Genomic DNA, 13854 nt, shown 5'->3' with positions numbered 1-13854 from the left:
AGCCGACATGGCCTACCAGCTCGCCCAGGCATACGTGCAGATCGTCCCCTCGATGAAGGGCGTCGGCAAGGCCATCGAAAGCGCGTTCGCCGGCCCCGCCAAAAGCACCGGCCAGAAGGCCGGCGACGAGGCTGGCGGCGGCTTCTCCGCCGGCTTCGGCTCCAAGATCAGCTCCGGCCTGGGCACGAAGCTCGGCGTGGTCGCCGGCATCGCCCAATCCGTCGCCTCCACCGCGCTCGACGCGTTCGCCGGCCTCAGCTCCCAGATCGTCGAAGCATCCGACTCGGCGCAGAAGTTCGCCAGCACGCTCGACTTCGCCGGCGTAAGCACCGCGGAAATCAAGAAGCTCACCGCCTCCACGCAGGAATACGCCGACAAGACCGTGTTCGGCCTCGCCGACATCCGCAACACCACCGCCCAACTGGCCGCCAACGGCGTACCCAACTACGACAAGCTCGCCGAAGCGGCCGGCAACCTCACCGCCGTCGCCGGCGGCGGCTCCAACGAATTCAAAAGCGTCGCCATGGCGTTGACGCAGACCGCCGGCGCCGGCAAACTCACCACCGAGAACTGGAACCAGCTCACCGACGCCATCCCCGGCGCGGCCGGACGCCTCCAGGACGCCATGAAGAACGCGGGCGCCTACACCGGCGACTTCCGCGACGCCATGGCCAAAGGCGAGATCACCGCCCAGGAATTCAACGACGCGCTCCTCCAACTCGGCATGAGCGACGTCGCCAAGAACGCGGCCACGTCCGCCACCACCATCGAAGGCGCCACCGGCAACCTCGAAGCCGCCGCCGTCAAACTCGGCAGCACGTTCCTCGACTTCCTCAAACCCGCCATCACCGGCACCATGGGCGCGGCCGCCGACGCGCTGACCTCGGCGACCGACGCGATGGCCGGGGCGCTCCCGTCCATCGGCAACGCCGCGCGGAACATCGGCGACAGCTTCCTGAGCGAGTTCAAGGACGCGTTCAGCCCGGACGGCCTCATGCAGGCGTTCACGGACGCGTTCGCCCCGTTGCGGAACGCGTGGAGCATCATCCAGCCGCTCCTTCCCGACATCGCCGGCAACCTCGGCGAATACTACGGGAACCTCGCCTCCGGATTCTCGGACGCGTTCGGCGGCATCGTGTCCGCCGTGTCCGACATCGTCGGCGCCATCGCCCCGTTCGCCGCCCAGTTCGTGGACATGTGGACGGGAGTGGCCGCGTCGGTCAGCCCCGCGTTCGCCACGATCGGCAAACTGTTCGGCGACGTGTTCTCCCAGATCGGCGACACAGTGTCCGGCCTCGTCAGCGAGGTCGGCCCGCCGGTCATGCAGTTCGTCAACCAGCTGGCCGGCGTCATCCAGGCGAACATGCCGACCATCCAGAGCATCATCGGACAGGTCGCCGACACGGTGCGAGGCCTCCTGCCGACCATCCAGCAGCTGGCCGACATGTTCGTGTCCACGATACTGCCCGCCGTCACGCCCCTGTTCGACGCGGTCTCCCAGTTCGTCTCCTCGGTGCTGCCCCCGCTGCTCTCCGCCATCCAGCAGATACTGCCCATCGTCACGAGCGTCGCCCAGACCATCATGACGAACATGATGCCCGTCATCCAAGGCGTCATGACCACCATCAACGGCATCATCACCGTCCTCACCGGCGTCATCACGTTCATCACCGGCGTGTTCACCGGCAATTGGGGCATGGCATGGCAAGGCATCCAGACCGTGTTCTCCGGCATCTGGGAGTACATCAAGGGCATCGCCTCCACCGCCGTCGCCTACGTCACCGGAGCCATCGACAGCGGCGTCGCCGTCCTGTCCGGCGCATGGAACGCCGCATGGACCGCCATCGGCACGTTCTTCTCCGGCATCTGGGACGGCATCAAATCCGCCGCCTCCACCGGCATCGACAACGTGGTAAACACCGTGTCCGGCATCAAGGACAAGATCACCGGATTCTTCTCCGGCGCCGGCACCTGGCTGAAAGACGCGGGCGCCGCCATCATCAAGGGCCTCGCCGACGGCATCACCAGCATGGCCGGCAAGGCCGGGGACGCGGTCAAGGGCGTGCTCGACAAGATCGCCTCGTTCATCCCGCACTCGCCCGCCAAACAGGGCCCGTTCTCCGGACACGGCTGGACACCCTACTCGGGCCGCGCCATCGTCACCGGCCTCGCCGAAGGCATCACCGCCGCCACACCCACCGCGCTCGACGCGATCGGCGGCAGCATGGCCGCCATCAACGCCCGCCTCACACCCACGCCCACCGACTACTCGCTCACAGGCGGCATGACCGGCGGCGCCGACGGCCTCCGCAACACCGCCATCCAACCCCGCAACACCAACGTGCAGGTCAGCATCGACGCGTCGGGCACCGACCCGGACGTGCTGTTCGCCATGTTCGGCGCGCGCACCGAGGCCGCCGTCAACGCGTGGGGCTGACCCCGGAACCATGGGAAGGAGATGACACGTGCGCATCGACATCACCGCCGACGGCGTCGAACCGCTCGTCCTGACGGCCACGCGCACCGGCGACCGCGGCAACATATGGCTCGTCCAGGACGGTCTCGACGGCTGGTACGGCACCCCCAAACCCAACGAGAGCGCCACCAGCGTCCCCCAACGCGACGGCGGCTACTGGCCCAGCCGCCTCACCAGCGCCAGCCGCACGCTCACCGTCAAGGGGGCCGCCGCCGGCCTGAGCGCCGTCGAGACCGCGCATCTCCGGGACCGCGTGTGCGCGCTCGCCTGCCTGCCGTTGACGGTCACGGTGCACGACGCGGCCGGCGCGCGTTCGGTCACGGGCTTCCTCGCGGACGACCCGGAGCCGAGCATGTTCGCCACGGAGCACGCGTTCCGGTTCACGCTCGTCATCAGCTGCCCGGACCCGTTCAAGTACGGGCGGCCGGTCGTGTGGCGCCAGTACAAGGCGGGGCTCATCCACGTGGCGAACGCGGGCAACGCGCCCTCATGGCCGCTGCTGCGCTCGACGGGGGCGACGAGCTTCGACATCACGTTCCAGGGCAGGCGCGTCTCGTGGAAGGGCGCGGCCGCCCCCTTGGAACTGGACTTCACCGACATGATCCCCTCGCAGGGGACCGTGTCGCACGACGACGCGTTCCAGATACCGCCGGGCGCCTGGGACCTGACGGTCGCGCAGGCGGGCAGCCCGGACATCAGCATGACCGTGAGCCCCGCATGGAGGTGAGAGCATGACGGACCGGCTGGCCGCGCTGACCGTGCACGCGTGGGACATCACCACCGGCAGGCATCTGGCGCGCATCCCCTACACGGCGTGCTCGTGGTCGGACTCCATCTCGGAGCCCGGTTCGATGAGCGTGGACATCGTCTTGAACGAGGTCACGGAGCGCATGGACGAGGCCGGCGTGGGCGTGTACGCCATGCTGCGCCCGTGGCGCGTCATCCTCAGCGTGCAGCGCGGCCCCGGCATGGTCAAGCACGCGGGACCCGTCACCTCCCGCGAATGGGATCCCGTGGCCCGCAGGCTCAGCCTGTCGTGCGGCGGCGGATGGACGCTGCTCGGCCGCCGCCTCGTATTGAACCACAACCTCGACCGGAGCTTCCGGGACGGGGACGTGCTCGTCGACGACGAGCATCCCGCCGGCGACTGGCTCCTCCACCTGACCGGCAGCTACTCGGACATCGCGCGCGGGCTCGTCGCCGAAGCCATGAAATGGGGCGCGCTGCCCATCGCATTGCCCGCCGTGACGGGCGGCACCTACGAACGCAACTACGGCGGCTACGACCTCGCCACCACGGCCGACCGGCTCAGCGACCTCGCCGGACTGGAGGACGGCGACGAGATCCGGTTCACGCCACGCGTCATACAATCGGACGCGGGCGACCGGCTCGAATTCCTCCTCCAATCCGCACGCGAGATCGTGGACCACGAATGGCGGATGAACGCCGCCGCCCCCGGCCAACGCTGCTACTTCACCAAATACGGGGAGGACGGGGCGCCCCTGACGACCGACGTGTGGGCGGCCGGCGGCAAGGACGACGACAAGACCGTCATGGCCCGCCGCAAAGGCTCGACCCTCACCGCCCAGGGCTGGCCCGTCATGCAGACGGCCGACAAAAGCCACACCACCGTCAGCATCCTCGCCACATTGCAGGCATACGCCGCCAGTCAGCTCGCCGCCGGCGACCGGGATTCGGAGTCGTTCGCCCTGAAGGCCGGCGAGGAATGGGACATGCACGTGGGCGACCACATGGACGTGCGCATCAGCGACCTGCTGCTCGGCGACCGGTCGTTCGCGTTGAAGATCACCGACGTGTCCGGCTCCGCCGACTCGGACTGGATCACCCTGCAGGCCAGAAGGAGGACGTGATGGGCTTGTACAAGCCGGGCCGCCTGGACCCGTTCGCGAACCAGCAGCGGCGCGAACGCGAACGCGACGCCGCGAACATGGAGGCCAACCGGCCCACCGGCACCGAACTCGGCCAGATCACCCGCAAACTCCAGGAGATCACCGCCGAACTCAAACGCCAGCAACAGCAGCTGGAGGAGCAGCAGAAGCAGCTCGCGAGCATGCTCGCCACACTCCAATCCCAGCAGAACACGCTCAACGACACCGTCAACCGACTCCAGGACGCGGTCAACAACATCAGATCGATGCAATCCACGCTCCAATCCCAGCAATCCTCCCTACAAGCCCAGCAGAACACGATCAACGCGCAGCAACAATCCATCCAATCCGCGCTCGCCGGCGTCCAGTCGAACTACGGGAAGATCAAGACCGCGCTCAACTACTGCTACCTGCAGTTCGGCTCGATCAGCAGCTACGTGTCCGGCTACAAGCCGATGACGCCTCCGAGCATCTAGACGGAAAGGGGAACACGATGACCACCATCACGCAGAACGTCGGCCGCGGCGACATCCTCCTGCACCGCGGCGTATCCGAACGCGTCGGCGTCCAGTGGACGCAGGACGCGGGCGACGGACAAGGCTACCGGCCGGTCGACATGGACGGCTGGACCGGCGTGTTCCGCATGAGCGGCCCGCTGGGCGACGTGTGGTTCGAGACCGACGACGTGAGCCTCGACTCGCGGGGCGTGGCCGCGGTCATGCTCGCCCCCGGCACGTTCGACGGCGACGAGTGGGCGGGACGCACGGACGGCGAATGGCGGCTCACCGCCCGGAACCCCCTGTCGGGCGGCGTGGAGCTGCTCGGCTGGGGCCACTACCACCTCGAACTCTAGAAAGGAGACTCCCATGGCCGACCAGATCATCGACAGGAAGACCGTCGGCATCCCCGGCCCGCAGGGCAGGCAGGGGCCGCAGGGCGAGAAGGGCGACACCGGCGACCGCGGCCCGCGCGGCGAACAGGGCATCCAGGGCCCCAAAGGCGAGCGTGGCCCGGAAGGCCCGCAGGGCCCGCAGGGCGAAAGCGGCATCGCCACGCAGGTCAACGGCCTGTACATGCTCGCCGTCGACCCTGCCGGGAACCTGTACGCCTACTACGACGACACGAACACGCCGCCCCCGTTCGAGTACGACGCGGCGACCGGCAGCCTCTACTACGACTTCGACGACGCCACCAACACCACGGAAGGAGACTAGCCCATGGCGACCAAACGCATCCTGCTCGGCAACGTGAAGGGCCCGAAGGGCGACGAGGGCCCGCGGGGCATCCAAGGGGAGAAGGGCGAGACCGGGGAAACCGGGCCCGTGCCCGGCCCCACCGACCTGTACAAGGGCGCCCACCCGGTCGGCGACCTCATCGCCAACACCACCGGCACCGATCCCGGCACCCTCTACGGGGGCACGTGGGCGCGTCTGCCGTCCGCCGCCGCCCATGTGTGGCGGCGCACCCAGTGAAAGCGAGGCGGATATGACCACGCTGGGAAGGGCCGCGCTGCTCGCCGCGGACCTCATCATCATCGCCGGCGCGTCCAACCGGTTCCGACTCCAATGGGCGCGCCGCGTCCGCGACGACACCGCCACGGACGACGCCGACTCGGACGATGCCGGCTGCACGCTCACCCCGGTCGACCTGACCGGCTGGACGGCGCGCATGCAATTGCGCCGCGACGACGAGCTCATAGCCGATCTGAGCGACCTCGTCGCATTGGACGCGGCCGGCCACGTGACCGTCGCCATCGACCCGGAACGCTCCACCGCGATGGATCCGGGCACGTGCCGCTACGACCTGCTGCTCGCCGCCCCGGACGGCACGGTCACACGGTTCATGGCGGGCGTCGCGCTCGTCGAACCCGCCGTCAGCAAGGAGGCCGCATGATCCGCACGCTCGACGGATGCTCCTGTTCGGACACGGTGCTCGTCGTCGAGGACACCGTCGCCGGCGGCACGCACATCACCTACGCGATCGACCAAGACATCGACAACCTGTTCCAACCACCCACCACGACAGATAAGGAGGAACACGATGGCTGAATCGAAGGTCATCGACCTCGACCGGCTCGCCCGGTTCAAGGAGAAACAGGATGCGGCCAACGAGGCCAAATTCGCGTTGAAGGGCGAAGGCGGCGGCATCGCGACCGCGGACAAGGCGGGCATAGTCAAGCCCGGCGGCGACTTCGACATCACCGCGGACGGCACGCTCTCGCTCTACTCGAAGATCAACGTCACCGCGTTCACGTGCACGCCGTCGCAGGCGGAACGCGGCGCGACCGTCGCCGACGTGACGCTCGCATGGAGCGTCAACAAGACGCCCGCCACGCTGACGCTCGACAAGGACGCGCAGGACACGGCCAGCAAGGGGACCACCCTGAAGGCCGTGAACCTGACCGCGAACAGGACATGGACGCTGACCGCGACCGACGCGCGCAAGGCCACCGCGTCGCGCACCGCGGGCGTCACGTTCTACGACAAGCGCCACTGGTTCACCGGAGCCTACGACGCGGACGGCGTGACCGACGCGGTCCTCAACGCGGCCACCGGCGAATACGCGACCGCGCGCGCGAAATCGTTCACGCTGACCGCGGGAGAGGGCCAGTACATCTACTACGCGTTCCCCGCCTCGTGGGGCACGCCCACGTTCAAGGTCGGCGGCTTCGAGGGCGGCTTCGGCCTGCTCAAGACGTTCGACCACGTGAACGCGTCCGGCGGCACGGTCTCCTATGCCGTCTGGAGGTCCACGAACGCGAACCTCGGCAAGACCACCGTGGAGGTGAGCTGACATGGCAATCGAACTGATCGACACGCTCGCGCCGAAGAACAACGGCGCGTTCCCCATGGTCAACGCGAAGGACGTGGACGTGGACGGCACCCGACTGCCCCAGAAGCTCGCCGAACTCGCCGCCGGCGCGGGCGTCGAGGCCGCCACCGAGGACGACATCGCGAACCTGTTCAACACCACCGACACCACCAACACCACCAAGTAACCGGAAAGGGACCATCATGGCATCCAAGTTCATCAACCTCGACAACCTCGCGTCCTTCCTCGCGAAGCTCAAGACCCTGTTCACCACCACCGAACAGGCCACCGACATCGCCAACACCGCCGCCGGCACCGCCCGCAACGGCGCCGTCGACGACGTGAAGAAGCTTGGCTACCAGACCGCCGCCGACGTGACCAAGACGCTCGACGGCAAGGGCTACCAGACCGCCGAACAGGTCGACACGGCCATCGCCGCGAAGGGCTACGACACCACGGCGTCCGTCGACAAGAAGGTAGCGGACGCGAAGAGCGAACTGCAGAACTCGATCGGCTCGGCCTTCCATCCGAAGGGCTCCAGCGCGTTCGCCGACCTGCCCACCACGGGCCGCGCCGTCGGCGACGTGTGGAACGTGACCGACGCGTTCACCACCACCGACGACTTCGTGGAGGGCGCGGGCAAGAACTACCCGTCCGGCACGAACATCGTGCTCGTCAACGTCACCACCGGCGAGGGCGCGGACGCGACCACCACCCCCAAGTGGGACGCACTGTCCGGCGTGACCGATTTGAGCGGCTACATGCTCAAATCGGACATGACCCCCGCCACCGACGCCGACATCGACGGCCTGTTCGCCTAAGGGAGCCCCCGGATGGCGAGCACGTTCGTCACGCTCGAAGGGCTCGCACGCGCGGTCGACCGCCTCCTGGGCATGTTCGACACGTCCAAGAGGTTCCTGGCCGCGCACCCGCCCGGCAGCATCCACACCACCACCAGCGGCCTCAACCCGTCCGACCTGTACGGCGGCCGCTGGCGGCACATGCCGTCCACCGGCGAACACCGGTGGCTCCGCCTCGAAGACGACACGGCCACACAGGACGGGGACGGCGACGCGTTCCTCGACGCGTGGCCCGTCGGCTCGATCATGCGCACCACCGGCCTCGACCCCGCCAGCGTGGGCGGCCGGTGGGAGCGCCGCCCCGACATCGACGCGCACGCCTGGCAGCGCGTCGGCTGACCATCCTCCAACCCAAGGGAAGGACACTCATGGCATACAACATCATCAACGGGTTCACCGGCCTGCCCCACGTCGGCGCCGGACACCTCGCCACCCTCGCCAAAGCGCTGCTCGGCGACGCGCACGTGCTCGACTGGGGCGACAGGTTCGCCTGCACCATCTCGACCGACGGACGCACCGCGACCATCGGCACCGGCGCGCTCAACATGGGCGAAGGCTGGCTCCCGTTCAGCGACGAGCCCGTCAAACTCGCGATCGACGCGGGAACCGCCGGACAGAAACGCAACGACCTCATCGTCGCCCGCGTCAGGAAGGACGGCGGCGACCTCAACCTCGGCGGCATCCAATCGTTCGAGCTCGCCGTCGTCAAGGGCGCGAACACGACCGGCACACCCACCGACCCCAAGGACACCGCCACGAACACCGACTCGTACCCGCTGTGGCGCATCCCCCTGGACGGCGTCACCGTCGGCACGCCCGTCGCCCTGTACAAGACACTCGCCACCCTCGCCACCGTGGGGGATTCGCTAACCCAGATCAATACGGCGCAGCTCAAGATGCCGTACAGCGACCGGACGATCGCCCTGACCCGCGTGGGGCGCATGGTCGTCGCGAGCGCGTACATCACGCTCAACAGCAGTTTTTCAAACGCCAGCAACCAGTCCGTCACCGAGACGATCCCCGCAGGCTTCCGGCCGATGCCCGACATTGGAGGACTGCTGCACGGCAGCGACAACACCGGTGCCATCAGCTTCTACCTGTGGGGCAACGAGGACGGCAGCATGCGCCTGAACGGCACCGGGAATGCCGGCCGTTTCGTCGGCATCTCCGGCTGCTGGATCGCCGCGTAGACGAAACCTAAAAACCAGCGGAAAGGGGTCTCATGGACGAGATCATCACCAGCGTGACGGCGAGCCTCATCGTCGCCGCGGTCAGCGTCGTCTGTGGATGGCTCGTCGGCCGGCTCAGACAGGTGAGCCGCGACGTCGCCGCCGAACGCGAACGACGCGAACGCCGCGAGGAGATCGTCGACGGAGCACTGCGCGCCCTCCTGTTCGACAAGCTCGCACGCCTCCACGCCGACACCGTCGAACAAGGCAAACCCGCCGGCGTGGAGGTCAAGCAACGCGCCGACGTCGCCTGGAGCGCCTACCGGGCGTTGAACCCCGACGACACGCTCGACGACGGCACCGCCGCCCACCTCCACGCCGAGATCATCGACGTGCACGCCGCGGGAGACCCCGAATGACACCCGAAACCCAGCCAACGAAAGGAACGACCATGAGCAACACCATCGGAGCCGCCGACCACAAGGCCACGGACACCACCACCACGATTCCGGGTCTGACCGCGGAGCGCACGAAATCGATCATGCTGCTCCTCGTCCAGCTGTTCAGCGTGCTCCAGACCGGCCTGAGCATCGCGGGGGTCGCGGCACTCCCGTTCACCACGGACCAGGTGTCGACCGCGATCACCGGCGTCATCGCCGTCGTCTCGTCCGTCTGGGCGTGGTGGCGCAACAACAACATGACCGGCGCCGCCATGCAGGGCCAGCAGATCGTCGACGCCGTCAAGCTCGCCCAATCCACCGGCAACGCGGCGGACATGCCCGGCGAGGTCGTGCCCATGAGCGAGACGCTCGCCGACCCGGACACCGGAACCTCCACCGTGGAGTAGCCATGGTGCAGATCAAGGAGGAGATCGTCAACCAGGGGCACGGGTACCTCAGCCCGTCCCTGTTCGCCGTCCACAGCACGGCGAACCCCGGCGCCACCGCCCGCAACCACAGGGATCTGTGGAGCCGCGGCTACGACTACGCGGTGCACCTCACGTCCGACTGGACGGAGGCGATCCACTGCGTGCCCTACGACCGGCTGTGCTGGCAGGTCGGCAACGGCAACGGCACATGCGAGGGCATCGAGATCTGCGAGGCCACCAACGCGTCGGACTTCTGGAAAGGTATTGAAATCGCCGCCGACGTGATAGCGCAACGATTGCGCGCCCACGGTTGGGGCGTGGACCGCATGCACCCCCACCAATGGTTCGCCCAGGTGTACGGCGGTTCCGACCACACCGACCCCATCCCGTACTTCACCCGCTACGGCTACACGTGGCAGGCGTTCGTCCAACTCGTCCAACAGAAGCTATCCGGCGTCACGGCCGGGCAGGAGGTAGACATCATGGCAGGCATGATGATCCGCAACGACGACACCGGCGTCATCTGGTACTGCGAGCCCGGCAAGGGCCGCACCGCCCTCACCCACGTCGACCAGGCCAACCTGCTCCAACAGGCAGGCGTGCCGTTAATCCACGCCAACAGCCGAGCCCCATGGTGGGCCCGCTTCGACCAGATCGACGCGCTCGTGCGCACCACCATGAAGAAACTCGGCGTCTAAGCCGAGTGAGCCGACCCGACCCCCGACAGGAACCGCCCCGCCCCCCACCGCGCACCGCGGGTGGAGGCGGGGCGGTTTCGTCGTCTAGAATGGGAAGGGACGACACCCGAGGCGAGACGGGAGCCATCGGGGGAGTCTTCTAAATGCGCACTCCCGACACGCCGGACATGTGGTAAAACATGTGGTAGCAAGACGTGCGAAGCTCTAAAATCGGCGGAATATAGCGGAAAACCCGTGGTCGTTTTCAATTCCCCGCGACTCCACCACACGAAAGCGCCGCTCCGAAAGGGGCGGCGCTTTTTCGTTGTCCGGCGAATCGTCGGAGGACTCGTGCGTCAGGCCTCCTCGTGCCAGTGCGGGTTCTGACCGAACGTGTAGCCTTCCGGATTGTCCATCGCGGCGATGTCGCGCATGTCCTGCTCGTCGAGCGTGAATCCGGTCAGGTCGAGGTTCGCGCGCTGGCGTTCGCGGTGCATCGACTTCGGAATCGCCACGTCGCCCAGCTGGATGTGCCAGCGCAGGATCGCGGCGACGGGGGAGACGCCGTGCTTGGCGGCGATGCGCGTGATCGTCGGATCCTTGAGCATCTGGTTGGCGCGTCCCAGCGGGCTCCACGCCTCGGTGATGATGCCGTGCGCGTCGTCGTAGGCACGCTGCTCGTTCTGCTGGAAGAACGGGTGCAGCTCCACCTGGTTGACCGCGGGCGTCACGCCGGTGGCGCGGATGAGCAGGTCGATGTGACCGGGCAGGAAGTTGCTCACGCCGATATGCTTGACGATGCCCTGCTTCTGCGCGTCGACCAGCGCCTGCCACGCCTCCACGAACTGACCCTGCGACGGGTTCGGCCAGTGGATGAGGTACAGGTCGATGTAGTCGAGGCCCATGCGCGCCACCGACTCCTCGATGGTCGCGCGCGCCTGGTCGTACTGGTGATGGCGTCCGGGCAGCTTCGACGCGACGATGATGTCCTCGCGGGGCACGTCGGATTCGCGGATCGCCTTGCCGACCACGCCCTCGTTCTCGTAGTTGAACGCCGAATCGATGAGACGGTAGCCGACCTCGAGCGCCGACTTGATTGCCTCCACGCCGGCGAAACCGTTCACCTTGTACGTGCCGAAGCCGATGGCCGGCAGTTCCAGCCCGTCATGCGCGCGACGCACGGGGATGGCCGGAGGATCGAGCAGTGTTGCCATGAGGGTTCCCTTCATTGGTCATATGGTCATATGGTGCAGGCGAATCCGCCGCATCTCCACCAACTCTACGCGCGTTCCGCCCGTCCCCGCTCCCGGATTCGCGACACGCCGAAGCCATGTGACATGGGTCTCAAACGGAGTCGGGCATTCGGATGAGCGGTGGCGGATAATGGCGGTATGGATGTCGAAATGCATGGGAATGACGTGCTGAAGATCGCCATCGCGCAGTTCACGGTGACGGAAGAGCCGGCCGCGAACCTTGAGACCATCGAGGGATACGCGCGGCGTGCGGCGGAAGACGGTGCGCGGGTGCTGCTTCTGCCGGAAGGACTGATTGCGCGTGACGACGGGGATTCCTCGTATACGGCGCGCATGGCGCAGCCGCGGGACGGGCCGTTCGTCACCGGATTGCGTCATGTCAGCGAACGGTACGGCGTCACTCTGATGGGCACCGTGCACGTGCCGGCGAAGGGGGCCGCATCGCGCACGATCGACGAGCATATGGCAGTGGAGAGCGGAGTCGGCGCGGATGAGCCGAAGGCTGTGCGACGGCGGGTATCCAACGTGTTCGTCGTCATTCGCGGCGGCGAAATCGCCGCGACCTACCGCAAACTCCACCTGTACGACGCGTTCGCGGAACGTGAATCCGATACGGTCGAGCCGGGCGATGCGCTCCCGCCGATCGTGGATGTCGACGGATGGCGCATCGGCGTGATGACCTGCTACGACCTGCGGTTCCCCGAGACGGCGCGCTCGCTGGCAGTGCGCGGAGCGGACGCGATCGCGGTTTCGGCCGCATGGGTGCGCGGCCCGCGCAAGGAACGCCATTGGGAGCTCATGACCTCCGCCCGCGCGTTGGAGAACACCTGCTATGTGCTCGCATGCAGCGCGACGGGCGCGAGGACCATCGGACTGAGTCGCGTCATCGACCCGCTTGGTGAGGTCGTCGCGGCGGCGGGCCCGCAGCCGTCGCTCATCACCGCCGAACTACGTCGCGATGTGCTCGCCTCCGCGCGTCGCTCGCTCCCTGTCCTCGCCAACCGCCGTTTCACCGATCCGTCACTGGCCTAGTCTCCGGTCCCACGGCAGCCATCCGTGCTTTCAGCTTCTTCCATCCGACGGCATGTCGAGCGCAGCGGCGCGCGGGGCATCATCGACATGCCCATGGAACCAGTCGGCGACGCGGGTCTCGCTCACTGGTTCCAGATTCCACGCGTCGAGGCCCACGTTGAGCGCCTCCGGACGGGCGCCTTCGGGCGAGAGCTGATGCGTGTGCCCGTAGAGGAGCCGATGCCCGTCGAACGGCAGCGCCTTGTCGCGGAACCGCACGGCGTCGTCCGGCCATCCGTAGCCAAGATCCTCACGATACGGGAAATGCGACAGATTCACGGTTTCGACCGCTTCCGGCCGGGCAGTGTCGAGCCCGGCGAGGTCGACCGTGCCGTTCGGTTCGATCGATGCGAATAGGTTGCGGGCGGGACGGTCGTCCAGCCACCAGTCGTCATGATTGCCGATTACCGCGTGCAGGTGCCGGCAGTGCAGCTGCCTCAGGCAATCCTTGAGATGGTTGACGGACGTTCGGAATCCGATGTCGCCGAGAATCCACAGTTCGTCGTCCTCGTCGACCAACCGGTTGATGTTCGCGACGATGGCCTCGTCATGCGCGTCCGTGTCGGCCGCCGTGTGGAACTTGAGCCGTGAATCGTCGAGTACGACGCCCTTCGCCCAATCCTCGGCGGCCTTGCGCCCCTGCTCGGCAAGCAGCGCCGCATAGCGCGTGCGGCCGGGATCGAACCTCGTGAATCCGCGCAGCACGCTCACCAGCGGATGCCCGAAATGCGTGTCGGTGGTGAAATACCTCATATGCGTGTTCCTTCCTTGGAATGGATT

At 67.3% G+C, this 13854-nt stretch carries 20 protein-coding genes; 18 read left to right on the top strand and 2 right to left on the bottom strand.

Annotated features, from left to right (window positions below):
* The first annotated feature begins 7 nt into the window (after nt 1–7).
* The 17 genes from BSTEL_RS11380 to BSTEL_RS04275 are packed head-to-tail and all read left to right on the top strand — an operon-like array spanning nt 8 to nt 10771.
* Nucleotides 8–2437 carry a tape measure protein gene (locus tag BSTEL_RS11380; RefSeq protein ID WP_051922844.1) on the top strand — a complete coding sequence of 810 codons (2430 nt, stop codon included), beginning with the start codon at nt 8–10 and terminating at the stop codon, nt 2435–2437.
* 28 nt (nt 2438–2465) lie between these two features.
* On the top strand, nt 2466–3203 hold the full coding sequence (locus tag BSTEL_RS04340) for a hypothetical protein (protein WP_034527571.1): 738 nt from the start codon (nt 2466–2468) through the stop codon (nt 3201–3203).
* A 4-nt stretch (nt 3204–3207) separates the two neighbouring features.
* Nucleotides 3208–4347, top strand: a complete 1140-nt coding sequence (locus BSTEL_RS04335; RefSeq protein WP_034527559.1) for a hypothetical protein — start codon at nt 3208–3210, stop codon at nt 4345–4347.
* A complete protein-coding gene (locus BSTEL_RS04330; protein WP_034527557.1) occupies nt 4347–4841 on the top strand; it encodes a hypothetical protein in 495 nt (164 codons plus the stop codon). The genes BSTEL_RS04335 and BSTEL_RS04330 overlap by 1 nt, the downstream gene beginning before the upstream one ends.
* Nucleotides 4842–4858: 17 nt before the next feature.
* The gene (locus BSTEL_RS04325) at nt 4859–5218 is read left to right on the top strand and encodes a hypothetical protein (RefSeq protein WP_034527555.1); all 360 of its coding nucleotides are present in this window, start codon (nt 4859–4861) and stop codon (nt 5216–5218) included.
* Nucleotides 5219–5231: 13 nt separating this feature from the next.
* On the top strand, nt 5232–5579 hold the full coding sequence (locus tag BSTEL_RS12555) for a collagen-like protein (protein ID WP_051922843.1): 348 nt from the start codon (nt 5232–5234) through the stop codon (nt 5577–5579).
* 3 nt (nt 5580–5582) lie between these two features.
* Nucleotides 5583–5837: a hypothetical protein gene (locus BSTEL_RS12550; RefSeq protein WP_051922842.1), complete on the top strand. Its 255-nt coding sequence runs from the start codon at nt 5583–5585 to the stop codon at nt 5835–5837.
* 13 nt (nt 5838–5850) lie between these two features.
* Nucleotides 5851–6258 carry a hypothetical protein gene (locus BSTEL_RS04315; RefSeq protein ID WP_034527548.1) on the top strand — a complete coding sequence of 136 codons (408 nt, stop codon included), beginning with the start codon at nt 5851–5853 and terminating at the stop codon, nt 6256–6258.
* Entirely contained in the window at nt 6255–6413 is a 159-nt protein-coding gene (locus BSTEL_RS12420) for a hypothetical protein (protein WP_169741210.1), read from the top strand. Before BSTEL_RS04315 ends, BSTEL_RS12420 begins: the two co-directional genes overlap by 4 nt.
* The gene (locus BSTEL_RS04310; protein WP_034527545.1) at nt 6406–7158 is read left to right on the top strand and encodes a hypothetical protein; all 753 of its coding nucleotides are present in this window, start codon (nt 6406–6408) and stop codon (nt 7156–7158) included. Before BSTEL_RS12420 ends, BSTEL_RS04310 begins: the two co-directional genes overlap by 8 nt.
* A 1-nt stretch (nt 7159) precedes the next feature.
* The gene (locus BSTEL_RS04305; protein ID WP_034527542.1) at nt 7160–7363 is read left to right on the top strand and encodes a hypothetical protein; all 204 of its coding nucleotides are present in this window, start codon (nt 7160–7162) and stop codon (nt 7361–7363) included.
* Nucleotides 7364–7379: 16 nt separating this feature from the next.
* Nucleotides 7380–7997 (top strand): hypothetical protein, encoded by a 618-nt coding sequence (locus tag BSTEL_RS04300; RefSeq protein ID WP_034527540.1) that lies wholly within the window; start codon nt 7380–7382, stop codon nt 7995–7997.
* A 12-nt stretch (nt 7998–8009) separates the two neighbouring features.
* The gene (locus tag BSTEL_RS12485) at nt 8010–8375 is read left to right on the top strand and encodes a hypothetical protein (RefSeq protein WP_193788488.1); all 366 of its coding nucleotides are present in this window, start codon (nt 8010–8012) and stop codon (nt 8373–8375) included.
* A gap of 29 nt (nt 8376–8404) precedes the next feature.
* Nucleotides 8405–9226 carry a hypothetical protein gene (locus BSTEL_RS12700; protein ID WP_238567623.1) on the top strand — a complete coding sequence of 274 codons (822 nt, stop codon included), beginning with the start codon at nt 8405–8407 and terminating at the stop codon, nt 9224–9226.
* A gap of 32 nt (nt 9227–9258) precedes the next feature.
* The gene (locus tag BSTEL_RS04285) at nt 9259–9624 is read left to right on the top strand and encodes a hypothetical protein (protein WP_034527538.1); all 366 of its coding nucleotides are present in this window, start codon (nt 9259–9261) and stop codon (nt 9622–9624) included.
* A 32-nt stretch (nt 9625–9656) separates the two neighbouring features.
* Complete coding sequence (locus BSTEL_RS04280) at nt 9657–10052, top strand: phage holin (RefSeq protein ID WP_084686108.1); 396 nt, start codon at nt 9657–9659, stop codon at nt 10050–10052.
* Nucleotides 10053–10054: 2 nt separating this feature from the next.
* Nucleotides 10055–10771: a peptidoglycan recognition protein family protein gene (locus tag BSTEL_RS04275; protein WP_034527536.1), complete on the top strand. Its 717-nt coding sequence runs from the start codon at nt 10055–10057 to the stop codon at nt 10769–10771.
* A gap of 335 nt (nt 10772–11106) precedes the next feature.
* Here the strand turns inward: BSTEL_RS04275 and BSTEL_RS04270 are convergent, their stop codons facing one another.
* Nucleotides 11107–11955 carry an aldo/keto reductase gene (locus tag BSTEL_RS04270; protein ID WP_156963169.1) on the bottom strand — a complete coding sequence of 283 codons (849 nt, stop codon included), beginning with the start codon at nt 11953–11955 and terminating at the stop codon, nt 11107–11109.
* A gap of 198 nt (nt 11956–12153) precedes the next feature.
* Between BSTEL_RS04270 and BSTEL_RS04265 the strand changes: the two genes are divergently transcribed.
* A complete protein-coding gene (locus BSTEL_RS04265; protein ID WP_034527530.1) occupies nt 12154–13035 on the top strand; it encodes a nitrilase-related carbon-nitrogen hydrolase in 882 nt (293 codons plus the stop codon).
* A 30-nt stretch (nt 13036–13065) separates the two neighbouring features.
* Here BSTEL_RS04265 and BSTEL_RS04260 read toward each other — a convergent pair whose 3' ends face one another.
* A complete protein-coding gene (locus BSTEL_RS04260; protein WP_034527529.1) occupies nt 13066–13827 on the bottom strand; it encodes a metallophosphoesterase family protein in 762 nt (253 codons plus the stop codon).
* Between the last annotated feature and the right edge of the window lie 27 nt (nt 13828–13854).

Origin of the sequence: Bifidobacterium stellenboschense, assembly GCF_000741785.1 — a bacterium.
Taxonomy (GTDB): Bacteria; Actinomycetota; Actinomycetes; order Actinomycetales; family Bifidobacteriaceae; genus Bifidobacterium; species Bifidobacterium stellenboschense.
The sequence above is the reverse complement of the archived record's forward strand: the minus strand, read 5'-3'. Positions and strand labels throughout refer to the sequence as shown.